We start from the raw sequence: 23,586 nt of genomic DNA, 5'->3' as shown, positions 1-23,586 counted from the left end.
ACCAGCAGCCCATTTTCCATTATTTTTGCGCGGCAAAGGGGAGTAACTTCATTGCCGGTCAGCCGTCATTACGGTGCGAAAGCACCCGGTTACCGGGCAACCTCATTATGTACTAGCACCTATGGGTGTTGTTACATTATCGGTGTTGTAAGTGAGACCTTGCCGGAAGGCGAGGTTTGCTTGCAGCTCAGACATAGCGGCTAGCGTCTTCCGACGTTGGCCGTTTTTGTTTTTAAGAGGTTTATGAATGATGAATACCGTGGGTACTCCCTTATTGTGGGGTGGTTTTGCTGTTATCGTGACGATTATGCTTGCCATCGATTTACTCCTACAGGGGCGTCGTGGTGCACAAACCATGACACTGCGTCAGGCTGCCTGCTGGTCTCTAGTGTGGATTAGTTTGTCTTTACTGTTTAATGCTGGTTTTTGGTGGTATCTGGCCGAAACAGTGGGGCGTGATATCGCCGACAAGCAAGCACTTGCCTTCCTGACTGGCTATCTGATCGAGAAAGCACTCGCCGTAGATAACGTCTTCGTTTGGTTAATGCTGTTTAGCTATTTTGCTGTTCCTGCCAATTTGCAGCGCCGGGTACTGATTTACGGTGTGCTGGGTGCGATTGTACTGCGTACTATTATGATCTTCGCCGGCAGTTGGCTGGTGTCGCAATTCAGTTGGATCCTGTATCTGTTTGGTGCTTTCCTGCTGTTTACCGGTATCAAAATGGCATTGGCAAAAGAAGACGATACTCCCATCGGTGAGAAACCACTGGTTCGCTGGATTCGTAATCACTTACGCATGACGGATGAGTTACATGGCGACCGCTTTACTGTGCGTAAAAATGGCCTGCTCTATGCAACACCACTAGTGCTGGTATTAATTCTGGTTGAGCTAAGTGATGTGATTTTTGCCGTTGACAGCATCCCAGCTATCTTCGCGGTGACCACCGATCCCTTTATTGTGTTGACCTCTAATCTGTTCGCTATTTTAGGTCTGCGTGCCATGTATTTCTTACTCGCAAACGTGGCCGAACGCTTCTCAATGTTGAAGTATGGTTTATCCGTCATTCTGGTGTTTATCGGTATCAAAATGATGATTATTGACCTGTTCCATATCCCTATTGGCATTTCATTAGGTGTGGTAGCCGGTATTCTGGCACTGACATTGTTAATTAATGTCTGGGTAAATCATCGTGCAGACCGCCGTTTAGCAGCAGATAAGACTATCCACAAGTAAGCTGCCTGACGCTACAATCTATTATGCGGGGGAGTAATAACCCCGCATTTATCCCGTATATTTCGCCACTCACCAAATGTTATTACGATCACATAAATGTAAACGAAATGTTATGCAATATTGATCCGTATTGGATTTTGCTGATTGTCTTTTTCCTCGCCAATAGATTCCCTTATACTGTCAAAGCAAACACACCCAGTTACAAATAATATTAAGTTACAGGTGTGAACATAAGCGCTCAGTCCCGTTCCGGTTTGAGTGCTAAATGGGTAAAAAAATAAAACAAGTTTAACTTGGGAAGAGGCATCACTGGAAAACTATGGAAAAGACACCATCTGGATTTATCGGGTTTATCGCCCGTGGTAGTTTAGTTAAACAAATACTGGTCGGTTTGGTGGCGGGTATCATTTTGGCCGTGGTCTCTACCCCTGCAGCTACAGCCGTTGGTCTGCTCGGTACATTATTCGTTGGTGCATTGAAAGCTGTTGCACCGATATTGGTTTTGATGCTGGTCATGGCCTCCATTGCCAACCATAAACAGGGGCAAAAAACCAGTATCCGCCCTATTCTGTTTTTGTATCTATTGGGTACCTTTTCAGCCGCATTGATTGCTGTGGTGGTTAGCTTTATGTTCCCATCCACCCTTATTCTGGCGACCAATACTGCTGAAATCACCCCTCCCGGTGGGATTGTAGAAGTACTGAAAGGCTTGCTGAACAGCATAATTGCTAACCCGATTCATGCGCTGCTCAATGCCAACTATATCGGCATTCTGGCCTGGGCCGTGGGCTTGGGTATTGCCTTGCGTCATGCTGCGGATACCACTAAAGCCTTAATTAATGATATGTCTGATGCGGTGACCAAAGTGGTACGAGTGGTTATCCGTTTTGCGCCGCTGGGTATTTTTGGCTTGGTTGCCTCCACCATGGCAGAAACGGGTTTTGGCGTGTTACTGGGTTACGCACAGCTACTCATCGTATTAATTGGCTGTATGTTACTGGTGGCATTAGTAATAAACCCACTGATTGTGTATTGGAAAATTCGCCGTAACCCATATCCACTGGTCTTTGCCTGCTTGCGTGAAAGTGGTGTAACCGCCTTCTTTACCCGCAGTTCAGCGGCTAACATTCCCGTAAATATGGAAATGTGTAAGAAGATGAACCTGAATGAAGACACTTACTCAGTCTCCATTCCATTGGGTGCCACCATTAACATGGCCGGCGCGGCAATTACTATCACCGTGCTGACACTGGCGGCGGTACATACGCTGGGTATTCCGGTTGATTTACCCACAGCGCTGTTGCTGAGTGTAGTGGCTGCGGTCTGTGCCTGTGGTGCATCCGGGGTTGCCGGTGGCTCGCTGTTGCTGATCCCATTGGCTTGCGGCATGTTTGGTATTCCAAACGAAATAGCAATGCAAGTGGTCGCAGTTGGTTTCATTATCGGTGTGTTACAGGATTCAGCCGAAACCGCCCTGAACTCCTCCACCGATGTGCTGTTCACTGCCGCAGCCTGCCAGGCAGACGATGCCAGATTGGCTAATCCAGATCCACTGGCGAACCGTAAAAGCATCTGAATCAGGATAGTGTCATAACCCGTGGGGGCGATTACAGCCCCCAGTTTTATTGGGCGGCGTCTTCTTTTACCGCTTTCTTCTCACCCCGGAAAGGGTCTATTCCTTTAAGTTGCAGGCGGCGGAAACGGATAATATTAAAACCGTTTAGCAGTAAGAAACTGCCTTCAATTAATGAGCCACCAATAGAGCCCAACCATACGTTATGGATAACCCAGCAGACGGTGGAGACCCACATCACACAACGGGTGGTCAGCCCATGGGTGCGAAACAGTGCCCAAGTACTAATTACCGTGCCAAAAATGGGCAATATTTCCACCGCATGTTGCATACGCCAAATACCAAAAGTCAGCGTCAGGATGATAAAGACCATCATCGCAATATTACTGCGCGTTTTAGCGGCTACCAGATTACGTAATGCGTTAAGCATGGCACTACTGCCGGCAGCACTGGCTCCCATCAGGAAGAAGTGGCAACCAATAATGGCACTGTATGCGGAAAGTTGAAGTTTGAAACGCCGTTCATCACGGTTGAAAAACATGGTGATACCGACAAAAAATGCCAGTACACCAATGGATTGAGCAAACCAATAGAAGGTCATGGTGGGGAGTCCTGAAGTGCAGTTACCCGCACTGAGTCTGACTGTTAATAATGAACCCCCTTCGTGCTTGAAGCCACAGGATTGTTAGCTGCCCTTTACTCGGCCCATCCATGGGCTTTATCTCGTTCAGGCCACTGCAAGCAGTGTTCAAATCAGCTCGGCAGATTTGTCACCCGAATCACTTACTTGAGTAAGCTCATCGGGGTTTATTCGCGGGCGGCCTACCTGTGACGCCAATTACTTTGGGTATCGGAGCTTATTTATAAAAAATAAAACACCGTTTCATATTATTCGAAAGACATACTATTTACAAGGTTACACCACTTTTAAAGATCGCCAGTTCGCGGAAATCATTCACTTCATTGCGCGCCGGTTTACCATTGGCAATGTCGACAATCAACTCGACAAACTCAGTCAACAAGGTATCCATTGAGGTGCCGTGAATCAACTTACCAGCATCAAAATCAATCCAATGTGGCTTTTTCGCTGCCAATTCACTGTTGGTTGCCAGTTTCACCGTCGGTACAAAACCACCGTAAGGTGTGCCACGACCAGTACTGAACAGCACCATATGGCAGCCAGCACCCGCCAAAGCACTGGTTGCCACCGCATCATTGCCCGGTGCGCTGAGCAGGTTCAAGCCGGGACGTTGCAAGCGCTCGCCATATTTCAGTACATCGACCACTTTGCTCTGACCCGCTTTCTGGGTGCAACCAAGGGATTTCTCTTCCAATGTGGTGATACCGCCCGCTTTATTACCCGGTGATGGGTTTTCATAAATCGGTTGGTTGTGAGCGATAAAGTACTGTTTGAAATCATTGACCATACTGACCGTCTTTTCAAAAGTCGCTTCATCGCGGCAACGGCTCATCAGAATACGTTCCGCACCGAACATCTCCGGTACTTCGGTCAGTACAGAAGTTCCGCCATTCGCAATAACATAGTCAGAGAAGCGCCCCAGCAGAGGGTTAGCCGTAATACCGGACAAACCATCAGAGCCGCCACATTCCAGACCAAATTTCAGTTCACTCAGTTTGCCCGGCACCCGTTGGTCATTACGCATCACCTGATAGAGCGCATGTAAATGCTCTAAACCGGCTTCAACTTCATCATCCTGCTGCTGGCAGACCATAAAGTGCACGCGATCTTCATCAACCTTGCCCAGCGTAGTTTGGAAAACATCTACCTGATTGTTTTCACAACCCAGGCCAATCACCAGCACCGCACCCGCGTTAGGGTGACGTACCATGTTTTGCAGCATGGTACGGGTATTTTCATGATCCTGACCCAGTTGTGAACAACCGAATGGGTGGCTGAACAGATAAACACCATCAATACCTTCTGCATCCTGAGTCTCTTTCAGGAAACGCTGCTGGATTTGGCGGGCGATGCCATTCACGCAACCAACAGTCGGCACTATCCACAATTCGTTGCGAATCCCCACATTACCGTTAGCACGACGGTAGATTTGTACCTCACGATCTGCCATTTGTGGTGGCAGGTCACTGAATTCCGGCTGATATTGATACTCATCCAGATCACTGAGGTTAGTCTTGGCATTTTGCGAATGAATATGTTCGCCCGGTTGGATGAGAATTAATGCATGGCCAATAGGCAAACCATACTTAACGATCATCTGACCCGGTTCGATCGCTGTTAAAGCAAACTTATGGCCACGGGCCACCGGCTGAGCCAGCTTAACGCTGAGCTCACCGGTTTCAATGACTTCATCTGCGGCCAGGTCTTGCAGTGCGACAGCAACATTATCCAGCGGGTGAATTTTTATAATACTTTGCATAGTTAAACCTTTAGCTATAGGCCGCTACCGCAGCTCTCATGCCACGATCAATGATTGTTTGCAGTTGCTCTGTCACCTGGTTGGCCAGTTGTGGAACGGCGGTCAAATCCTGCCCCCAATGGGTCGCATCAGACAGTACGCTGTTAACTAACTCAGCCAGAGTGATATCACTGTGTTTTACACCACTCCACAAGGTGGAAAAGCGTTCCAGCCAGTGAGCATCATCCTGCAACGGGTAAGTTTGACCCTCACGCTCACCACGGTAAAAGGCGATAAGGGCTGCCAGAGCAAAGGTCAGACGCGGTGGTAACTTACCTTGCTGCTGCTGGTAGGTTAGCAACTGTGGCAAAATACGCGTACGGAATTTAGTCATACCATTCAAGGCGATAGACAGCAGTTGATGCTGAATGAACGGGTTGCGGAACCGGCTTAATACCGCTTGCGAGAACGACAATAATTCGTCTTCTGGTAAATCCAATACCGGTACAATCTCTTCGGTAATGGTTTTCTCTACAAAGCTGCTGATTTGTGCGTCATCCATCGTCTGGCCGACAGTGTCCAGCCCAGAGAGGTATGCCACGGGTACCAGCGCGGTGTGTGCACCGTTCAGAATGGCAACTTTGCGTTCTTTATAGGGTTTGATGTCATCAACGATACGCACGTTCAGCTCAAGCTGATCGAGGCGCAGTTCCTGAGCCAGTTCTTTTGGCCCTTGAATAACAAACAGATAGAAGTATTCTGCGGTATCCAGGAAGCTGTCCTGATAACCCAGTTCGGTCTGTAAGGCAGCCACTTCATCACTCGGATAGCCTGTAACGATGCGGTCAACCAGCGTTGAACAGAAAGTATTGTTTTCCGTTAACCACTGGGTGAAAGCGGCAGGTAACTGCCAGTGACTGGCATAACGCAACACCAGTTCGCGCAGTGCTTCACCATTGTAATCAATCAGTTCGCAAGGCAGTAACACCCAACCTTTATCTGCGGCACCGGCAAAATGCTCGAAACGTTCAAACAGTAAACGGGTCAATTTAGCCGGGAAAGAGCTTGGGGGTGCGTCACTGAATTGGTCGGCTTCATTCCAGGCAATACCCGCTTCGGTGGTATTTGAGAACATAAAGCGGATATTGGCATCGCGGGCCAGCGCCAAATATTCATCGAACTGACGGTAAATATTGATCTCACGGTTAACTGAGCGGATCAGGCGGGATTCACGCACCGCTGCGCCCTGCTCATTCAAACCACGGATCACCGCAGTGTACAGACCATCCTGAGTACTGAGTGACGGTGGAAAATCAGTATCGATCGGGCGGATCACCACGATCCCGGCATTCAGATCGGTGTGTTCATTGAGTAAATCAATCTGCCAGTCAACAAAAGCACGCAGGAAGTTACCTTCGCCAAATTGAATGATCTTGTCAGGGTGGCTACGGCCGGGAAAGTCACGACGGTTTAGAGTTTGCATCAGGGTTCACCTCATAACGCATACAGCCATGGACCGGCATTACTGACAGTCCGTGCTTTGCAGGCAATCCTTTCTTTGTAGAGAAGGTCTTTACCGCAGTGCAGCCGGGCGTTAAATAAATAATGAGTTAGAGTTATACAGAGCCGCTAACCGGCCCTGTTATTTGTTATTCAAAGCGATTACAGCTCGATGGCAAAATATTGCTTCGCGTTATCGAAACAGATGTTTTTCACCATTGAACCCAGCAGTTCAATATCTGCCGGAGCTTCGCCATCTTCCACCCAGCGACCAATCATCTGGCACAGGATGCGACGGAAGTATTCATGGCGCGTATAAGACAAGAAGCTGCGGCTATCCGTCAGCATGCCAACGAAGCGGCTTAGCAAACCAAGTTGTGCCAGTTGGGTCATTTGGCGTTGCATGCCATCTTTCTGGTCGTTAAACCACCAGCCGGAACCGAACTGCATTTTCCCCGCAGCACCTTCGCCCTGGAAGTTGCCAACCATCGTGCCGATAACTTCGTTATCACGTGGGTTCAGGCAGTAAAGGATGGTTTTTGGTAATGCATTACGCAGGCCCTGAGCATCCAACAGACGGGACAGTGGCTGCGCCAGTGGTTGGTCATTGATGGAATCAAAACCGATATCCGGCCCCACCAGGTTAAACATGCGGCTGTTATTGTTACGCAGAGCGCCGATGTGGTATTGCTGCACCCATTCACGGCGGTGATATTCGCCAGACAGGAATAGCAACACTGCGGTTTTAAACTGGGCGATCTCTTCAGTAGTGGGCTGATTACCGGCCAGACGGCGCGCCAGAATCGCATCCAACGTGGTTTCATCTGCTTCACCGTAGACCACGACGTCCAAGGCATGATCCGATACTTTACAGCCGTGCGCAGCAAAGTGGTCCATCCGTTTGTTCAGTGCCGTGCACAGATCGGCAAAGCGGCTGATAGAGGTATCAGCGGCAGCTTCCAAGCGTTGCATGTAGTCATTAAAACCAGCGGCTTCAATGTTGAAGGCCTTATCTGGACGCCAGCTTGGCAACACTTTGATGTTGAAACTGCCATCAGCAGCAATAGCTTTATGGTGGCGTAGGTCATCAATCGGGTCATCAGTGGTACCGACCATTTTTACATTCATCTGCTGCATAATGCCGCGCGCAGAGAAACTGTCCTGAGCCAGTAATTCGTTACCGCGTTGCCAGATCTCTTCTGACGTTGCAGGAGATAATAATTTACCTGTAATACCAAATGGACGGCGCAATTCAAGATGAGTCCAGTGATACAGCGGGTTACCAATAGTATGTGGAACCGTGGCAGCCCAAGCTTCGAACTTCTCACGATCACTGGCATCGCCGGTACACAAACGTTCTGCTACACCATTAGTCCGCATAGCACGCCATTTATAGTGGTCACCTTTCAACCAGATGTCATACAGATTCTTAAAGCGGTAGTTTTCTGCGATCTGTTCAGGGGGTAAATGGCAATGATAATCAAAGATCGGCTGATCTTTTGCGTAGTCATGATACAGACGACGGGCGAATTCGGTGTCCAGCAAAAAGTCTTCGGTCAAAAACTGCGACATATTAGGTTCCTCACTTGAGTACATCTTAGAGCACTGCTCTCTGTTATCGCGAAGTTATCACACCAATTTCATCTATCGTCCAGCATTTTTTTATCGATAGAGATCGCAAAAACCTAACAAAAAGAACAAATACTCAACATTTATAATCTATTTAGCCCCTTGCGGCACTAAGTCTGTCGGGTTCTATTATTCCCTAATTGAAAAGTGGTTTTTGTGATATCACTCAACTTTTAAATCTGTATGACAAGTTATTGTTGCGTCGCCCTCTGTCATCTCATCCGCATTGCTCTATCAAATGCGCTGATTTGACCCAAGCGGGAAGACACAAGCAAGAATGAGAGCAGCTACAGCACAGTTGCTCTCAATAGGAAGGGATACCCAAAGCAGTTGAAGCTCGTGACAGCACGTAGCCTCAACGCCAATAAGAAGGTATGACCCAACGTAATTGGTGTTACAGGTCGGCGGCAAACGAGTGAATCCGGCAAAACTGATTCCAGTCAGTGATGCGGGGGAATGAGAGCAGCTAACACCGCTGTAACGTCAATTAAGCAGGGTCGGGTACCACCACATGCACAGCGATGTAGGTTGGACCAAATTGCGCCATGAGACGCCGCTACAGGTCGCGCTTCATAGCAGTAATCTTAGACTGGGAGAAAGTTATAAATGATGCGTAAAATTAAAGGCTTACGCTGGTACATGATCGCTTTGGTCACCGTCGGCACCATATTGGGTTACTTAACACGTAATGCTATTGCGGTTGCCGCACCGACGTTGCAAGAGCAGTTACATATCACGACACAGCAATACTCTTACATCATTGCCGCTTATTCTGCTGCTTACACCCTGATGCAACCGGTAGCCGGTTATGTTCTGGATGTGATGGGCACCAAAGTGGGCTATGCCATGTTTGCCATTATGTGGGCCATCTTCTGTATGAGTACCGCGTTAGCCAGCAGTTGGGGCGGTTTAGCTATCGCTCGTGGTGCGGTAGGTATGGCAGAGGCTGCTATGATCCCAGCGGGCCTGAAGGCTAGTAGCGAATGGTTCCCGGCAAAAGAACGCTCCATTGCTGTAGGTTATTTTAACGTCGGTTCCTCTATCGGCGGCATGATTGCACCACCACTAGTGGTGTGGGCTATCGTGATGCACAGTTGGCAGATGGCATTTATCATCACCGGTGTGCTCAGTCTGATTTGGGCTATTGCCTGGTTAATCCTCTACAAACACCCGAAAGACCAGAAAAAACTGACTGATGAAGAACGTGAATACATCCTCAGTGGTCAGGAAGCACAGCACTCCACTGCTAACGCGAAAAAGATGTCTGCATTGCAGATTATCCGTAACCGTCAGTTCTGGGGCATTGCGATCCCGCGTTTCTTGGCAGAACCAGCTTGGGGAACATTTAACGCTTGGATCCCGCTATTCATGTTTAAAGCCTATGGCTTTAACCTGAAAGAAATCGCCATGTTCGCCTGGATGCCAATGCTGTTTGCCGATCTAGGCTGTATTTTGGGTGGCTACCTGCCGCCGTTGTTCCAGAAACACTTCAAAGTTAACCTGATTGTTTCCCGTAAGTTGGTGGTAACAATGGGTGGTCTGTTAATGATTGCACCGGGGACTATCGGCCTGTTCACTAGCCCTTATGCCGCTATCGCACTGCTGTGTGTTGGGGGCTTTGCTCACCAATCACTGTCCGGCGCACTGATTACGCTATCTTCCGACGTATTTGGTCGTAACGAAGTGGCCACCGCCAACGGGTTAACCGGTATGGCGGCCTGGACTGCCAGTACCATGTTCGCTCTGGTGGTGGGTGCGTTGGCAGACACCATGGGCTTCAGCCCGCTGTTTGCTGCACTGGCGGTATTTGATGTGTTAGCAGTAGTGGTTATCTGGACGGTACTGCAAAACCGCCCGGCGGTTGAACCTGCAATCGATCCGATACAACAGGCACCTGCCGGACAGAACTAATCTGACTAGTCATTATTGAGCCATTGGTTCGACTCCAGCCCGGTAATCATTTACCGGGCTTTTTACTTCTTCTTTGCCCTGAGTTTAGGGCGTATTTTCCATCACAACTGTGATAGCAATGACTAGAACCCAATAGGGATAAGTGGTATAACAAGTCCAATTGTATCTCGTTCGGGATATCATGCCTTCCAGACAAAATGAGCCGCAAAATTTGCTGCCTCAATTGATCCCAAGAGCCTTAATCATGGAATTCACAGAAACCAGACGGTTGTACCAGCAGTTAGCCGCAGAGTTAAAGCAGCGCATCGAAGCGGGTGTTTATCCGGTGGGGGATAAATTGCCGGCAGAACGCTACATTTCAGAAGAGATGAATGTCAGCCGCACCGTGGTCCGTGAAGCGATTATCATGCTGGAAGTAGAGGGTTACGTCGAAGTGCGTAAAGGCTCCGGCATCCACGTGATGTCGAATCAGCAAAAGCACCTCGTGATGCCCAACCACAGCATTGAATTCGCCACCGCAGGCCCCTTTGAGCTATTACAGGCCCGCCAGTTGATCGAAAGTAATATTGCTGAATTTGCCGCCACTCAGGTTACGCGGCAAGATATCGTGCAATTAATCGAGATCCAAAAGCATGCGCGCCAGGAAGATCGCTTCCGTGATTCACAATGGGATCTGAAATTCCACGTGCAGGTTGCTCTGGCCACCCAAAATACCGCCATGGCAACGATTGTCGAAAAAATGTGGAGCCAGCGGGTACATAACCCTTACTGGATCAAATTGCATGAGCATATCGATGATAAATCGATCGAGAGCTGGTGCGAAGATCACGACAGGATCCTTGAGGCACTGATGCGTAAAGATCCTTACGCCAGTAAACTTGCTATGTGGCAACATCTGGAAAATACCAAGCAGATGCTGTTTCGTGCTACTACCGATGATTTTGAATTTAATGTGGATCGTTATTTATTCACAGAAAACCCCGTTGTTCATCTCGATAATCTGATGATGAATAACAATATGGTCGCGAATAGTAAAAGCTGATCCTTGCCCGGATTGTTGCAGGCCATGGGAAGAGAAACTGATTCTTTTCTTTCTCTTCCCGGTCTGATTATGCTGCTTTGTAGTCAGTAAATGTCGACTTCTGTCAACAAACGTCAGTATCAAGCCTATTTTTAAACCATTGCTTAATAAACACCCAGTAGGTCTCTATATTTCCCTGTTTCATATCCCGCTATTTTGCTAAAGTGGCAGCACTTTTTTACTTGGGTGCTTTGGGAGCGAAACGCAAAAACATGCGCTGGTTGTTTGCTCTATTTATTGCAGTGTCTGGCTGGGCCGGTTCGGTCTCCGGCAACCTGCTATCGCCCACTCATTCTACCCCATCCGGCATGGCGCTCTCAGCGCTGAGTTCTGTTTATCATGACCACCACGATGTTAGCGACACGCCATCATCTGTAAGTGCATTCCCACCTTACCTGCACCTGCAAAATAAGGTCATCTCCTCCCAATTACGTCTGATGGGTTTGCCGGTCAAAAAAACGGCCATAAAGAATCGGCTGGGTGCCACCAAGTTTACTGGCTCAGCCAATCCGTCGTTGGCCAATAACTCATGGTCTGGGGCATATCTGCCGATGTCTCGCAACAGTCGGGCGGATGAAATATATAAACAGCCGAGGCAATCACTGCCACTGCTTAACTACTCCAACTGGATGTTCCATGTATCGACACAGCAAAATCGTGTGGGTGGCTGGAAAGAGAGTAATATTCAATATAGCGGGATGCTTACCTACCACCATGATGGTCAGTTGTCGTAGCTGTCCAGGCAGTTACAGCGAGAAGTATATTTACCTATTGATATCAGCGAATTGGTTTGTTTTTAACACATTTATCAAAACCATCGCTTAAACACGAAAAGCCATCCGTTATTTTTGCGAGTCGTGTTTATAAACTAACGAATATACCCAAAGTAATTGGTATTGCAGTCAGGCAAAACGAACGAATCCCGCCCATTGATTAGCATCTCAGTGATTCGGGTAAGAAAGCGCCGCTGCAACGTCAGGTAAGAAGGGTATACAACAATGACGTTTTAGGAATACCAGATGGATATCATTAAAGAACTCTTACATGCTCTATGGGCACAAGACTATGAGACACTCGCGAACCCGTCTCTGGTATGGGCCATTTATATCCTGCTGTTTGTCATACTTTTCCTGGAGAATGGCTTGCTGCCAGCAGCCTTTTTACCGGGCGATAGTCTGCTGATTCTGGTTGGTGTACTGATTGCAAAAGGTGCAATGAGTTTCCCTGTGACCCTCGTGGTATTGACTACTGCCGCCAGCCTTGGATGCTGGGTCAGTTATATTCAGGGTCGATGGCTGGGGAATACGAAAGTAGTACAGGGCTGGTTGTCTCATCTACCCGCTCATTACCACCAGCGCGCCCATAATTTGTTCCATCGCCATGGTTTATCAGCCCTACTGGTAGGCCGTTTCTTGGCATTTGTGCGTACCTTGTTGCCAACTATTGCCGGACTTTCAGGCCTGAACAACGCCCGTTTTCAGTTCTTCAACTGGATGAGCGGTTTCCTGTGGGTATTGATCCTGACAACCATGGGCTTTGCCTTTGGTAAAACCCCCGTATTCCTAAAATATGAAGACGAAGTGATGTTCGTCCTGATGTTATTGCCACTGGCACTATTGGTGATTGGCTTGTTTGGTTCTTTATATGTGCTTTGGCGCAAAAAAAATACGCCGCCGGTTGCCGATAGCAATGACAATAATAAAGGTAAGCCAGAGTGATCAACCTCAGGGGCCGTTTCGGCCGCCCGGTCTGGCACTATCTTATCCTGCCAGTTACAGCGTTGTTGCTGGCAGCCCTGTTGTTTACGCCGATCATTTTGCGCACAGAAAGTGCGTTGAAAATTCGACCTAACCAACAGGGGTTGTCCTTGCCTGATGGGTTTTATCTGTATCAACATCTCGATCAACGTGGAATTCGGATAAAAAGCATCACTCCAGAGGATGATAGCCTGGTGGTGAGCCTGGAATCCCCAGAACAGCAGAAAGAAGCCATTGTCGTTTTACAGGATATCTTGCCGAGTGGTTATGTGATTGTCTCGAGCGAGTCCAAGAAACGTCAGCGTCTGTTGCCTGCATTCAGAAATACCCCACAGAAAATGGGATAATTATTGCTGCGGGGAGCGAAATCCCCGTAGTCATCTCTTGTTTTTCGTCCATTTATTCCGCTGATATCTGATTAATCTATAAAAAATCCTGTGGTAAACTTGGGTATCACATAATTCAGCGCTATGCTTAAACATTCACGGCAACCTGTTTCGTCCCTGACTCTTGCTGTAAAAGGAAGCAATACTATGTTGTTACGTCACTCTCTCCTGTTGGTTTTACCCATTGTCGTGTTTTGTAATGTTGCTCAGGCAGTGGTAGACAATGAATGCGATATAAAAGCCAAAGAAATCCAACAACAGATAGATTATGCCAAACAACATGGCAATACCCGCCGCGCTGCTGGTCTGGCAACAGCCTTAAAAGAAGTAAAGAGCAATTGCACGGCGGAGAGCCTAAAGGCCGAACGACAACAAAAAATCAGACAAAAGCAGCACAAAGTCACTGAGCGTCAGCAAGAGTTAAAAGAGGCTCAGCAAAAAGGTGATGCTAGCAAAATTACCAAGCAGCAGAAGAAGTTAGTGGAAGCACAAGCTGAGTTAAAGCAAGCTCAGGCACAAAAGTAGCAACTCCGGTTTTAAATACGAGAATGGCGACTCATCAGGGTTATTTAAGATTATTAACCTTTTAACCTTGTAAAATATTCGCTACGTTATGTATTCACCTCAGTTATGTTAAGGAGCTATTACATGCCACAAGATAAAACCTCTGAACATTTACGCGCTGAACTTAAGTCACTGGCAGATACTTTGGAAGAAGTGCTGCAAACTTCGACCGATAAGCCGAAAGCTGAGTTAGAAAAGCTGCGAGCCAAAGCGGAAAGCGCGTTGAAAGATACTCGCGAGCGTCTGAGCGAAACCGGCGATAAAATCGCAGCCCAAACTAAAGAAATTGCTGATAAAGCAGATACCTATGTTCACGACAATCCTTGGACTGGCGTAGGCATCGGTGCTGCTGTCGGCGTGGTGTTAGGCGTTCTGTTGTCTCGCCGCTGATTATGGCTGAGCTTCCTCACACTCAGGGCCCCGGTAAAGGGGTCCTCGATACTGTTCATCGTATCGCTACCATTGTGGTAGGCATGGTTGAAACCCGTGTACGTCTGGCTGCTATTGAGCTGGAAGAGGAAAAAGCAACACTGGTTCAGTTGCTGATGATGGCAGGGATTACCTTGCTGTTTACCGCTTTCGGGTTGATGAGTCTGCTGGTATTAGTCATATGGGGTATTGATCCTGCCTATCGTTTAATGGCGCTTGGCACTACCACTGCCGTGCTATTAGCACTAGCGATAATCGGTATTATCTGGACTCTCACCAAGGCGCGCCGCTCCACACTGCTGGGTTCTACCCGTAAGCAACTGGAAACGGATCGCGAGTTATTGGAGAAAGAGCGTTGAGCCGCCGTAAATTAGCACAGGAAAAGGCCGCATTGTTACATGAGATCCAGCAGCAACGTCTGGATCTCGCCAACAGCGCCGCACATTGGCTTGAGGTCACTGCACCTTATGATCGCGGTTGGGCACAAATCGTCGGTATGCGAAAATATTTGATGATTGGCTCCAGCCTGGTCGCGCTATACGGTATCCGCCACCCGAGTAAATTCATCCGCTGGTCGCGTCGGGCGGTTGGGTTATGGGGAACTATCCGATTGTTTCGTAACACTTTTCTCTTACGTTAACCTGCCGTTACTTCACTTGGTGGCATATCGGTATCTCATGCGGGCTACTGACTGCCCTTCCCCATTTCTTATGCCTAAACAGACCGTTTTTCGGCTTTAATCTGCTTACACTTCAGTTTTTTTGATAAAAACAGACAGTTTTACTTGCTAACAACTTCTCAACTTCTCAACTAACATTCTCTCATCAACTCAGGGAGTTTGCGGGATAACACCGGCAAGCGACCACACACAAGCACCTTTGATTAACCATTAACGCCCGCAGATGCCAGGCATTAATAGAACAACTTTTTGGAGAAGTCGTCGATGAACAAATTACAAGATACTGGCCTGTTGGTAGCACGCATTCTGATGCCGATTCTGTTTATTGTAGCCGGTTACGGCAAAATGGGTGATGCCTATGCTGGCACGCAACAATATATGCAAGCGATGGGTGTCCCAGGCTTCTTCCTACCATTGACCATTTTGCTGGAATTTGGCGGCGGTCTGGCAATTTTGTTTGGTTTCCTGACCCGTACCACTGCACTGTTCACCGCGGGTTTCACTATTCTGACGGCACTTATCTTCCACACTAACTTTGCGGAAGGGGTTAACCAGTTGATGTTCATGAAAAACCTAACCATCGCTGGCGGTTTCATTGTGTTGGCGGTTGCCGGCCCGGGTGGTTTCAGTATTGACCGCCTGCTGGGTAAGAAGTGGTAAGGCTATACTATAAAATGCAATCCCCAAAGTAATTGGAGTTGCAGTCAGGCAGCAAGCGAATGACAAATTGGTTTCCAATTTGAACAGCATTTATAGGCTAGCCGTAGGGTGAGCCTCAAGGATGAGGCTCATTAATCCCGATGAACTTACTCAGGTAAGTGATTCGGGTGAATAAGAGCAGCTAACAACGCTACAATTTCAAGAACACGGGGGATTGGATGGGACAGCTCGTAGACGGCATGTGGAAAGACATCTGGTACGACACAAAATCTACCGGTGGCCATTTCAAACGCAGTACCTCACAGTTCCGCAATTGGGTGACTGCTGATGGGCAGGCGGGCCCACAAGGTAAAGCTGGCTTTAAAGCCGAAGCACACCGTTACCATCTGTATGTTTCTCTTGCCTGCCCATGGGCACACCGCACTTTACTCATGCGCACACTGAAAGGCTTAGAGTCACTGATTTCAGTTTCTGTGGTACATCCACTGATGCTGGAGAATGGCTGGACCTTCGCTAATGATTTCCCTGCCGCCACCGGCGACGAACTCTATCATCTTGACTATCTCTATCAGCTTTATCTGCGCGCCGATGCAAATTATAGCGGGCGGGTAACCGTTCCGGTGTTATGGGATAAGCAGCAACAGACAGTCGTTAGCAATGAATCTGCCGATATCATTCGTATGTTCAATACTGCTTTTGATGGCGTCGGCGCCAAGGCGGGGGATTATTACCCTACAGCGTTACGCAGTAATATTGATGATATCAACGGGTGGGTTTACGATCAGGTCAATAATGGGGTGTATAAGGCGGGATTCGCCACTACACAGGAAGCCTATGACGAGGCAGTTAATACCTTATTTGATGCATTGGCCAAGCTGGAACAGATTCTGGCGAAACAGCGATATCTGACTGGAGGCCAACTGACGGAAGCGGATTTGCGTTTATGGACCACATTGGTGCGTTTTGATCCGGTATATGTCACTCATTTCAAATGTGATAAGCGCCGTATCAGCGATTATCTCAGCTTATATGGCTTTTTACGCGATATTTATCAAATTCAAGGCGTCGCTGAAACAGTAGATTTTGCCCATATCCGCAATCACTACTATCGCAGCCACGGCACTATAAACCCTTACGGGATTATCTCCATCGGCCCACAGCAAGACCTGCTGGAGCCACATGGACGAGATACACGTTTCACTTTATTAACAGATTAACGCGCAGTAGCCATAACAGCTTAAGGCGTAGCGAGCTAAGTCAGACTAAGTGCGTACAGCGCGGAAAAACCGGAGCGTACACGTAGTACGTGAGGATTGTGAGCACTGCACAATCTCAGTATGACGACGCGCAGTAGCCGTTTACTTATTAGCGAACAATCTAGGGATTTCTCGCAGGAACCACGACTTAGCCTCCCCCATACTGTCGCGCCGCCATGCCATAATAATATCGGCCTCACGGCTGAACTCTGGCCCGACAACCCGTAAACGGCCCGCTTCAATGTCTTTTTCTACCATTTCATAGGGCATGGTCGCCACACCCAAACCAGCTAATAAGGCCCGCCGCTTATCTTCGATGGTGCTGACCGTCAAACGTTGCTGTTTATCCAGCAATTGCACCGTGATAACTGGCCGCTCACGAGCGGTATCCGCTACAGCGACACCACGGTATTTCACTCGGGTCAGTTCTGACAGAGGTTCTGGTTCCAAATGAATGGGGTGGTCTGGGCTGGCAACATAGACACTGGTCACTTTGTACAGTTTACGGCTGTTAATCTCTGAAGATGCACGGAAATGCATATCGGGCGCAATGACGATATCAGCCCGCCCTTGCTCCAACCGTTCCCATGCCCCGGCCAATACTTCGGTAAATATGGAGACCTGAGTATTAGCTTTGAGCGCCAGTTTGTCGATCAACGGGAACAGTTTCCATGCCGGAGACAATGCCTCACTGACAATCGTGATATGTGTTTCCCAGCCGCGCGCCAGTGCCTCAGCATCGGTAGTCAGTTTGTCTGCGGCCTCCAGTAACACCCGCCCGCGATCCAGTAGCATCCGCCCAACATTGGTAAATTTGGTGCGATGCCCGGAGCGGTCGAACAACACCACATCAAGCTCATCTTCAAGTTTCTGCATGGTATAGCTCAGCGCAGAAGGTACCCGTCCCAATTCATCAGCCGCCGCGGCAAAACTACCACGGCGGTCAATAGCATCCATTACTCTCAATGCTTCTAACGTTAGCGCCCGATCTTTGGCCATCATTTTCTCAATCAGGAAATTTGAATATAGCGACCAGATTAACTGGCTAACAATCCGTCGTCCAGACGCTTACCATCTCTTTATCAATTAATATCAGGATAGGGCAATCATTGTCATGATCACATGCAGAACAGCAAAACAGTGCGGGCAAGCTGACTATGGTTGGCTCCAAGCCCGTTATACTTTCTCATTCGGCCACTATTTTGACCCGAAGCTATTGGGTTATGCCTCACTGCGCGTTTTGAATCAGGAAGTGTTAGCACCGGGATCCTCATTTCAACCACGAACTTATCCGCAGGTTGATATTTTAAACCTGATTTTACAAGGTGAGGCTGAGTATCGAAATAGTCTGGGTAACTATGTGCGCGGTAAAACTGGCGATGTGTTGCTCTTTTCTGCTCAATCAGGTGTCAGCTATAGCGAGCATAATTTGAGTACTGATAAGCCATTAACTCGCATTCAGTTATGGCTCAATGCCTGCCCTGAGCAGGAAAGCAATCCCGCCCAGCACCTGTCATTATGCACGCAGCCACTAAGGCTACTAGCGTCTCCTGACGGTGAGCAGGGCAGCCTAAAACTGCGTCAGCAAGTATGGATTCATCATCTGGATTTAGCCGCGGGCGAACAGTACACCATTGACCTACACGGCCCAAGGGCTTATCTGCAATCCATTCACGGAACAGTAACGGTGGATGGGCCGCAAGCCAGTGAAACTCAGCGCCTGACCTGCGGTGATGGTGCTTTTGTACAAGAAGAACGGCATCTGGTGATTAAAGCTGAAACGCCGCTGCGTGCCCTGCTCATCGATTTGCCTGCGTGAATATGGGCGAGCACGCCAGCTAAGATTTAATGGGAAAAGTGCGAGGTTCCCCCCGCGTGACTCCCAGTATAATTACGGTTTTAACGACGCCATATCGATCACGAAACGGTATTTCACATCGCTTTTCAGCATCCGCTCATAGGCGTCGTTGATATCCTGAATCTTGATCATCTCTATATCTGAAGCAATGCCGTGTTCAGCACAGAAATCGAGCATTTCCTGTGTTTCAGCAATGCCGCCAATACATGAACCGGCCACCGAACGCCGTGCCAGAATCAATGGCATGGTGTTTATCATTGGGCTAAGATCACCAAGAAAACCAACAAATACCAGGGTGCCATCCACATTCAGTGTCGGCATGTACGGGTTGATATCATGGACATAAGGCACGGTATCGATAATCAGATCGAATTGCCCTTTGGTCGCGTCCATTTGTGCATCATCGGTGGATAACACAATATGATGTGCACCTAAACGACGAGCATCAGCCTCTTTACTCGGTGAACGGGTAAAGAGCGTCACTTCAGCCCCTAATGCATTCGCCAGCTTTAATGCCATATGACCCAAGCCACCCAAGCCAACTACCGCGACTTTACTGCCTTTACCCACTTTCCAATGGCGCAGCGGCGACCAGGTGGTAATACCGGCGCACAGTAGTGGCGCGGCAGCTTGCAAATCCAAACCAGCAGGCATTTTCAGCACAAAATCTTCAGAAGCTACAATGGATTGTGAGTAGCCACCATAGGTTGGTGTATGGTCGTGACGATCAACACCATTGTAAGTTTGCACATTGCCCTCTGCACAATACTGCTCCAGACCCTGTTGACAGGGTTGGCACACTCGGCAGGAGTCCACCATGCAGCCAATTCCGGCAAAATCACCCACCTTGAATTTCGTGACACTTTTACCCACGGCGGTGACTTGCCCAACCACTTCATGCCCGGGTACCAGCGGATAGCTGCTGAACCCCCAGTCGTTACGCGCCTGATGCAGGTCTGAGTGACAGACACCGCAATAGAGCACATCCATCACCACATCATCAGGACGCGGATCGCGACGGGTAAACTCGAGTGGGGCAAGGGGAACTTGTGCGGATTTGGCTGCATAACCGAGAACTTTTATCGTCATGATGTATCTCCGGTATCATAAACACTGTGATTTGAAGCTCGATAAACCTTAAAAAACGTCGAGGGTAAACGGTTTGAGTATAGGGAAAGTTAGTTTCAAGGAAATTGCTACCTAGAGAGTATAGGCCTGTAAAGTAGCAATCCTGCCTCTATTTCTGCTCTGATATTAAGCGAACAAATTACAATCCAGTAAGCTTCTCCAATGTTTCGGGATAGCGATCACCCATTATCGTTACTTGTGCAGCCGCGTTATTAATCTGTTGCAGATCAGCAGTGGTCAACTCTACATTCACCGCACCAATATTTTCTTCTAACCGATTCAGTCTGCGCGTACCGGGGATCGGTACAATCCAGGGTTTCTGCGCCAGCAACCAGGCAAGAGCGATTTGCGCAGGCGAGCTACCCTTTTGGTGAGCGACCTGCTGAATCAAGGTGATTAACGCCTGATTAGCGGCCAAGGCTTCGGGAGTAAATCGTGGTAACGTGCTACGAAAATCATCACTGGCAAACTGGGTTGATTGATTCATGTTACCCGTCAGATAACCTTTACCCAGTGGGCTATAAGGCACCAAACCAATGCCAAGTTCTTCCAGCGTTGGTATGATTTCTTGCTCCGGCTTACGCCACCATAATGAGTATTCACTTTGCAGGGCGGTTACCGGCTGAACAGCGTGAGCTCGGCGAATGGTCGCCGCCCCAGCTTCAGATAAACCAAAGTGTTTTACTTTACCCTCTTTGATTAAATCCTGTACTGCACCGGCCACATCTTCAATGGGTACATTGGGATCGACGCGATGTTGATAAAACAGATCAATAACATCCGTTTTCAGCCGTTTGAGTGAGGCTTCCGCCACTTTTTTAATATGCTCTGGTCGGCTGTTTAAACCGATCCATTTTGGCCCGCCGTTCGGATCAGCCTGAAAACCAAATTTGGTCGCAATCACCACTTTATCGCGCAGAGGTGCCAGCGCCTCACCCAATAATACTTCATTGGTGTAAGGCCCGTAGACCTCTGCGGTATCGAAGAATGTCACGCCAAGGTCCACCGCTTTGTGCAACAAAGAGATCATCTCCTGTTTATCGGCGGCCGGACCATAACTGAAACTCATCCCCATGCAGCCTAAGCCCATGGCGGACACGTCGAGATTACTGCGACCCAATGTGCGCTTTTGCATTTCTTTTACTCCTACTTGTAATTTATTTGTCATTACGAGGCATTCATTAAATAAATGTCGGTAGCAAAAAAGGTAGCAAATGTCCGAGCAGAGGATTAGATGGATAAATGCGCATGTGTATATGAATTTAACTCATAAATTTATTTATACTGGAACACACAGGCAGATAAACAGGTATAGAGACTGATGTTAAAAGAGAATTTTAACGATTTAATTTCCTTTCTTATGGTTGCCAAGGAGCGAAGCTTCACCAAAGCGGCGGCAAAACTGGGGGTTTCACAATCGGCCTTAAGTCATTCCATTCGTGGGTTGGAGGAACGACTTGAGCTTCGCTTATTGACCCGCACGACTCGCAGCGTTGCCCCGACAGAAGCGGGCGAAAGACTGGCAAATAGTCTGGGACCACGTTTTGCAGAAATTGAGAGTGAGCTGGATGCCTTAAGCGAAATGCGCGAGCGGCCTGCGGGGAATATTCGCGTTACTGCTGGCGAGCATGCCGTGGACTCGACCCTCTGGCCGGTACTGAAATCATTTCTCGCCGATTACCCGGACATTAATGTGGAAATCACGGTCGATAACACCTTAACTGACATTGTCAGCGGGCGGTTTGATGCCGGCATCCGCCTTGGAGAACAGGTAGCAAAAGATATGATTGCGGTACGGATTGGGCCGGATATGAGTATGGCTGTCGTTGGCTCACCTTCATATTTGGCTAAATATGGCATACCCACCACTCCGGCAGATCTGCAAAATCATCGTTGCATCAATATGCGCCTGCCGACAATGGGGGGCCTTTATGCGTGGGAATTCGAAAAAGAGGGGCATGAATTAAGAGTTCGTGTTGATGGGCAACTGACCTTTAACAGTTTGCGACAACGCATTGATGCCGCCGTCATGGGTTTTGGTCTGGCATTCGTACCAGAGGATGCGGTAAAAGCTAAAATTACCAGTGGCAATCTAATCAGGGTGCTGAAAGAGTGGTGTGAGCCTTTCCCCGGTTATTACCTCTACTATCCGAGCCGCAGACAGCATACCACCGCATTTTCGTTGTTCGTGGATGCCTTACGCTATAAGCGTTAAGACCAAACAAAAACCCCGCCGAAGCGGGGTCTTGTAGAATGAGTGGAGTTGACCGGTAAGCCGGGTTCTGTCGTGGACAGTCATTCCTCTAGGCCAGCAATCGCTCACTGGCTCAAGCAGCCTACCCGGGTTCAGTACGGGCCGTACCATGTGAACCCCTATTTGGCCTTGCTCCGGGTGGAGTTTACCCTGCCACGAACTGTTACCAGCCGTGCGGTGCGCTCTTACCGCACCCTTTCACCCTTACCTGATCCCACTTACGCGGGCCATCGGCGGTTTGCTCTCTGTTGCACTTGTCGTAGGCTTGCGCCTCCCAGGCGTTACCTGGCACCCTGCCCTATGGAGCCCGGACTTTCCTCCCCTTCACCTGTCTCCCCCGAAAGGGACGGCAGCGAAGCGGCGACTGTCTGGTCAACTCCGCGGCGGATTATAATCACATTACTGTTGAATGTCATCTTCCGCTTGCTCTTGAGCACCATCTTGCAGCTCAAGTGCGTACTTATAGAGCGCATTCTTTTTCACGCCATGAATCTCTGCCGCCAACGCTGCGGCTTTTTTCAGCGGCAACTCTTTTTGCAATAATGCCAGAGTACGTAACGCAACGGCCGGTAAAGCATCATCGGCTTGTACTTTATGTCCTTCGACAATCAAGACCATTTCGCCTTTGCGGCGGTTTTCATCTTCCTGAACCCAAGCCAACAACTCGCCAACCGGTGCGCCGTGGATAGACTCCCAAGTTTTGGTTAATTCTCTGGCGAGTACCACATAGCGTTGTGGGCCAAGTACGGTTACCATGTCCTGTAAACTTTCCAACAAGCGATGCGTTGATTCGTAGAAGATCAGTGTTCGAGGTTCCTCAATCAGCGCTTGCAGAGTATCCTTACGTCCTTTGGTTTTCGCAGGCAGGAAGCCTTCGTAGCAAAAACGATCCGAGGCAATACCGGCGGCAGAAAGTGCTGTAATCGCCGCACAAGCGCCCGGGAGTGGCACCACCCTGATGCCCGCTTCACGACAACGGCGCACTAAGTGGTAGCCCGGATCGTTGATAAGTGGCGTACCTGCATCTGAAACCAGTGCAATACTCTGGCCTGCTTGCAGTTTCGCCAGCAAATGATCGGCTTTTTGTTGTTCGTTATGGTCATGAAGTGCAAACAGGCGGGCGTTGATCGCAAAATGCTGTAATAACAACCCTGTATGGCGTGTATCTTCTGCCGCAATCAAATCAACGCCTTTCAGTACCTCTAACGCCCGGTGGGTAATATCCCCTAAATTACCGATTGGGGTGGGTACCACATAAAGCGTAGATGCAGAAATCACTGCTCGATCGTGTTGATTCATTGTTTCATCC

23 protein-coding genes and 1 other RNA gene are annotated in these 23,586 nt (G+C 48.7%); 15 read left to right on the top strand and 9 right to left on the bottom strand.

What is annotated here, in order from left to right; translation table 11 throughout:
* The first annotated feature begins 247 nt into the window (after window positions 1-247).
* Window positions 248-1,234, top strand: coding sequence for a TerC family protein (locus V2A84_RS21720; RefSeq protein ID WP_083162338.1), 987 nt, complete (start codon window positions 248-250; stop codon window positions 1,232-1,234).
* 319 nt (window positions 1,235-1,553) lie between these two features.
* Window positions 1,554-2,810 carry a serine/threonine transporter SstT gene (gene sstT / locus V2A84_RS21715; RefSeq protein ID WP_083162336.1) on the top strand — a complete coding sequence of 419 codons (1,257 nt, stop codon included), beginning with the start codon at window positions 1,554-1,556 and terminating at the stop codon, window positions 2,808-2,810.
* 46 nt (window positions 2,811-2,856) lie between these two features.
* Here sstT and V2A84_RS21710 read toward each other — a convergent pair whose 3' ends face one another.
* The 4 genes from V2A84_RS21710 to uxaC all read right to left on the bottom strand — a co-directional run bounded on the left by V2A84_RS21710 (window position 2,857) and on the right by uxaC (window position 8,257).
* The gene (locus V2A84_RS21710; protein WP_442849054.1) at window positions 2,857-3,408 is read right to left on the bottom strand and encodes a YgjV family protein; all 552 of its coding nucleotides are present in this window, start codon (window positions 3,406-3,408) and stop codon (window positions 2,857-2,859) included.
* 307 nt (window positions 3,409-3,715) lie between these two features.
* Window positions 3,716-5,206, bottom strand: coding sequence for a UxaA family hydrolase (locus tag V2A84_RS21705; RefSeq protein WP_083162332.1), 1,491 nt, complete (start codon window positions 5,204-5,206; stop codon window positions 3,716-3,718).
* Between the two features lie 10 nt (window positions 5,207-5,216).
* Entirely contained in the window at window positions 5,217-6,668 is a 1,452-nt protein-coding gene (locus V2A84_RS21700) for a tagaturonate reductase (protein ID WP_083162330.1), read from the bottom strand.
* 179 nt (window positions 6,669-6,847) lie between these two features.
* A complete protein-coding gene (uxaC, locus tag V2A84_RS21695; protein ID WP_083162328.1) occupies window positions 6,848-8,257 on the bottom strand; it encodes a glucuronate isomerase in 1,410 nt (469 codons plus the stop codon).
* Between the two features lie 663 nt (window positions 8,258-8,920).
* Between uxaC and V2A84_RS21690 the strand changes: the two genes are divergently transcribed.
* The 11 genes from V2A84_RS21690 to V2A84_RS21640 all read left to right on the top strand — a co-directional run bounded on the left by V2A84_RS21690 (window position 8,921) and on the right by V2A84_RS21640 (window position 16,998).
* Window positions 8,921-10,225, top strand: a complete 1,305-nt coding sequence (locus V2A84_RS21690; RefSeq protein WP_083162326.1) for an MFS transporter — start codon at window positions 8,921-8,923, stop codon at window positions 10,223-10,225.
* A 244-nt stretch (window positions 10,226-10,469) separates the two neighbouring features.
* Window positions 10,470-11,267 (top strand): transcriptional regulator ExuR, encoded by a 798-nt coding sequence (exuR, locus tag V2A84_RS21685; protein WP_083162325.1) that lies wholly within the window; start codon window positions 10,470-10,472, stop codon window positions 11,265-11,267.
* A 251-nt stretch (window positions 11,268-11,518) separates the two neighbouring features.
* Window positions 11,519-12,040, top strand: coding sequence for a hypothetical protein (locus V2A84_RS21680; RefSeq protein ID WP_442849053.1), 522 nt, complete (start codon window positions 11,519-11,521; stop codon window positions 12,038-12,040).
* A gap of 285 nt (window positions 12,041-12,325) precedes the next feature.
* Window positions 12,326-13,024 carry a DedA family protein gene (locus tag V2A84_RS21675; protein WP_083162324.1) on the top strand — a complete coding sequence of 233 codons (699 nt, stop codon included), beginning with the start codon at window positions 12,326-12,328 and terminating at the stop codon, window positions 13,022-13,024.
* The gene (gene mzrA / locus V2A84_RS21670) at window positions 13,021-13,410 is read left to right on the top strand and encodes an EnvZ/OmpR regulon moderator MzrA (RefSeq protein ID WP_442849052.1); all 390 of its coding nucleotides are present in this window, start codon (window positions 13,021-13,023) and stop codon (window positions 13,408-13,410) included. The genes V2A84_RS21675 and mzrA overlap by 4 nt, the downstream gene beginning before the upstream one ends.
* A 186-nt stretch (window positions 13,411-13,596) precedes the next feature.
* Window positions 13,597-13,974: a DUF1090 domain-containing protein gene (locus V2A84_RS21665; protein ID WP_102970527.1), complete on the top strand. Its 378-nt coding sequence runs from the start codon at window positions 13,597-13,599 to the stop codon at window positions 13,972-13,974.
* A 123-nt stretch (window positions 13,975-14,097) separates the two neighbouring features.
* On the top strand, window positions 14,098-14,403 hold the full coding sequence (locus tag V2A84_RS21660; RefSeq protein WP_083162322.1) for a DUF883 family protein: 306 nt from the start codon (window positions 14,098-14,100) through the stop codon (window positions 14,401-14,403).
* 2 nt (window positions 14,404-14,405) lie between these two features.
* Complete coding sequence (locus tag V2A84_RS21655) at window positions 14,406-14,801, top strand: phage holin family protein (protein WP_083162321.1); 396 nt, start codon at window positions 14,406-14,408, stop codon at window positions 14,799-14,801.
* On the top strand, window positions 14,798-15,082 hold the full coding sequence (locus tag V2A84_RS21650; protein ID WP_372560454.1) for a YqjK-like family protein: 285 nt from the start codon (window positions 14,798-14,800) through the stop codon (window positions 15,080-15,082). The genes V2A84_RS21655 and V2A84_RS21650 overlap by 4 nt, the downstream gene beginning before the upstream one ends.
* A gap of 303 nt (window positions 15,083-15,385) precedes the next feature.
* Window positions 15,386-15,781, top strand: a complete 396-nt coding sequence (locus V2A84_RS21645; protein WP_004714887.1) for a DoxX family protein — start codon at window positions 15,386-15,388, stop codon at window positions 15,779-15,781.
* Between the two features lie 218 nt (window positions 15,782-15,999).
* Entirely contained in the window at window positions 16,000-16,998 is a 999-nt protein-coding gene (locus V2A84_RS21640; protein WP_083162319.1) for a glutathione S-transferase family protein, read from the top strand.
* A gap of 141 nt (window positions 16,999-17,139) precedes the next feature.
* Here V2A84_RS21640 and V2A84_RS21635 read toward each other — a convergent pair whose 3' ends face one another.
* On the bottom strand, window positions 17,140-18,036 hold the full coding sequence (locus V2A84_RS21635) for a LysR family transcriptional regulator (RefSeq protein WP_083162318.1): 897 nt from the start codon (window positions 18,034-18,036) through the stop codon (window positions 17,140-17,142).
* A 115-nt stretch (window positions 18,037-18,151) separates the two neighbouring features.
* On the opposite strand from V2A84_RS21635, the gene V2A84_RS21630 reads away from it, so the two are divergent.
* A complete protein-coding gene (locus tag V2A84_RS21630) occupies window positions 18,152-18,856 on the top strand; it encodes a pirin family protein (protein ID WP_083162317.1) in 705 nt (234 codons plus the stop codon).
* 72 nt (window positions 18,857-18,928) lie between these two features.
* Here the strand turns inward: V2A84_RS21630 and V2A84_RS21625 are convergent, their stop codons facing one another.
* The gene (locus V2A84_RS21625) at window positions 18,929-19,984 is read right to left on the bottom strand and encodes an NAD(P)-dependent alcohol dehydrogenase (RefSeq protein WP_083162316.1); all 1,056 of its coding nucleotides are present in this window, start codon (window positions 19,982-19,984) and stop codon (window positions 18,929-18,931) included.
* Window positions 19,985-20,162: 178 nt separating this feature from the next.
* Window positions 20,163-21,158, bottom strand: coding sequence for an aldo/keto reductase (locus V2A84_RS21620; RefSeq protein WP_083162314.1), 996 nt, complete (start codon window positions 21,156-21,158; stop codon window positions 20,163-20,165).
* 186 nt (window positions 21,159-21,344) lie between these two features.
* On the opposite strand from V2A84_RS21620, the gene V2A84_RS21615 reads away from it, so the two are divergent.
* Complete coding sequence (locus V2A84_RS21615) at window positions 21,345-22,238, top strand: LysR family transcriptional regulator (RefSeq protein WP_083162312.1); 894 nt, start codon at window positions 21,345-21,347, stop codon at window positions 22,236-22,238.
* A 40-nt stretch (window positions 22,239-22,278) separates the two neighbouring features.
* Here the strand turns inward: V2A84_RS21615 and rnpB are convergent.
* Both rnpB and rsmI read right to left on the bottom strand, forming a co-directional pair.
* An RNA gene (gene rnpB, locus V2A84_RS21610) (RNase P RNA component class A) lies at window positions 22,279-22,657 on the bottom strand.
* A gap of 19 nt (window positions 22,658-22,676) precedes the next feature.
* Window positions 22,677-23,576, bottom strand: a complete 900-nt coding sequence (rsmI, locus tag V2A84_RS21605; RefSeq protein WP_083162310.1) for a 16S rRNA (cytidine(1402)-2'-O)-methyltransferase — start codon at window positions 23,574-23,576, stop codon at window positions 22,677-22,679.
* Between the last annotated feature and the right edge of the window lie 10 nt (window positions 23,577-23,586).

It is taken from the genome of Yersinia sp. 2553 StPb PI, from assembly GCF_052217105.1.
Classification (GTDB): domain Bacteria; phylum Pseudomonadota; class Gammaproteobacteria; order Enterobacterales; family Enterobacteriaceae; genus Yersinia; species Yersinia enterocolitica_E.
The sequence above is the reverse complement of the archived record's forward strand: the minus strand, read 5'-3'. Positions and strand labels throughout refer to the sequence as shown.

Bases quoted from the DNA above. Each gene is read 5' to 3' on its own strand.
- V2A84_RS21720 (WP_083162338.1), top strand. From the start codon at position 248: ATGATGAATACCGTGGGTACTCCCTTATTGTGGGGTGGTTTTGCTGTT.
- sstT (WP_083162336.1), top strand. From the start codon at position 1,554: ATGGAAAAGACACCATCTGGATTTATCGGGTTTATCGCCCGTGGTAGT.
- V2A84_RS21710 (WP_442849054.1), bottom strand. From the start codon at position 3,408: ATGACCTTCTATTGGTTTGCTCAATCCATTGGTGTACTGGCATTTTTT.
- V2A84_RS21705 (WP_083162332.1), bottom strand. From the start codon at position 5,206: ATGCAAAGTATTATAAAAATTCACCCGCTGGATAATGTTGCTGTCGCA.
- V2A84_RS21700 (WP_083162330.1), bottom strand. From the start codon at position 6,668: ATGCAAACTCTAAACCGTCGTGACTTTCCCGGCCGTAGCCACCCTGAC.
- uxaC (WP_083162328.1), bottom strand. From the start codon at position 8,257: ATGTCGCAGTTTTTGACCGAAGACTTTTTGCTGGACACCGAATTCGCC.
- V2A84_RS21690 (WP_083162326.1), top strand. From the start codon at position 8,921: ATGATGCGTAAAATTAAAGGCTTACGCTGGTACATGATCGCTTTGGTC.
- exuR (WP_083162325.1), top strand. From the start codon at position 10,470: ATGGAATTCACAGAAACCAGACGGTTGTACCAGCAGTTAGCCGCAGAG.
- V2A84_RS21680 (WP_442849053.1), top strand. From the start codon at position 11,519: ATGCGCTGGTTGTTTGCTCTATTTATTGCAGTGTCTGGCTGGGCCGGT.
- V2A84_RS21675 (WP_083162324.1), top strand. From the start codon at position 12,326: ATGGATATCATTAAAGAACTCTTACATGCTCTATGGGCACAAGACTAT.
- V2A84_RS21665 (WP_102970527.1), top strand. From the start codon at position 13,597: ATGTTGTTACGTCACTCTCTCCTGTTGGTTTTACCCATTGTCGTGTTT.
- V2A84_RS21660 (WP_083162322.1), top strand. From the start codon at position 14,098: ATGCCACAAGATAAAACCTCTGAACATTTACGCGCTGAACTTAAGTCA.
- V2A84_RS21655 (WP_083162321.1), top strand. From the start codon at position 14,406: ATGGCTGAGCTTCCTCACACTCAGGGCCCCGGTAAAGGGGTCCTCGAT.
- V2A84_RS21645 (WP_004714887.1), top strand. From the start codon at position 15,386: ATGAACAAATTACAAGATACTGGCCTGTTGGTAGCACGCATTCTGATG.
- V2A84_RS21640 (WP_083162319.1), top strand. From the start codon at position 16,000: ATGGGACAGCTCGTAGACGGCATGTGGAAAGACATCTGGTACGACACA.
- V2A84_RS21635 (WP_083162318.1), bottom strand. From the start codon at position 18,036: ATGGCCAAAGATCGGGCGCTAACGTTAGAAGCATTGAGAGTAATGGAT.
- V2A84_RS21630 (WP_083162317.1), top strand. From the start codon at position 18,152: ATGATCACATGCAGAACAGCAAAACAGTGCGGGCAAGCTGACTATGGT.
- V2A84_RS21625 (WP_083162316.1), bottom strand. From the start codon at position 19,984: ATGACGATAAAAGTTCTCGGTTATGCAGCCAAATCCGCACAAGTTCCC.
- V2A84_RS21620 (WP_083162314.1), bottom strand. From the start codon at position 21,158: ATGCAAAAGCGCACATTGGGTCGCAGTAATCTCGACGTGTCCGCCATG.
- V2A84_RS21615 (WP_083162312.1), top strand. From the start codon at position 21,345: ATGTTAAAAGAGAATTTTAACGATTTAATTTCCTTTCTTATGGTTGCC.
- rsmI (WP_083162310.1), bottom strand. From the start codon at position 23,576: ATGAATCAACACGATCGAGCAGTGATTTCTGCATCTACGCTTTATGTG.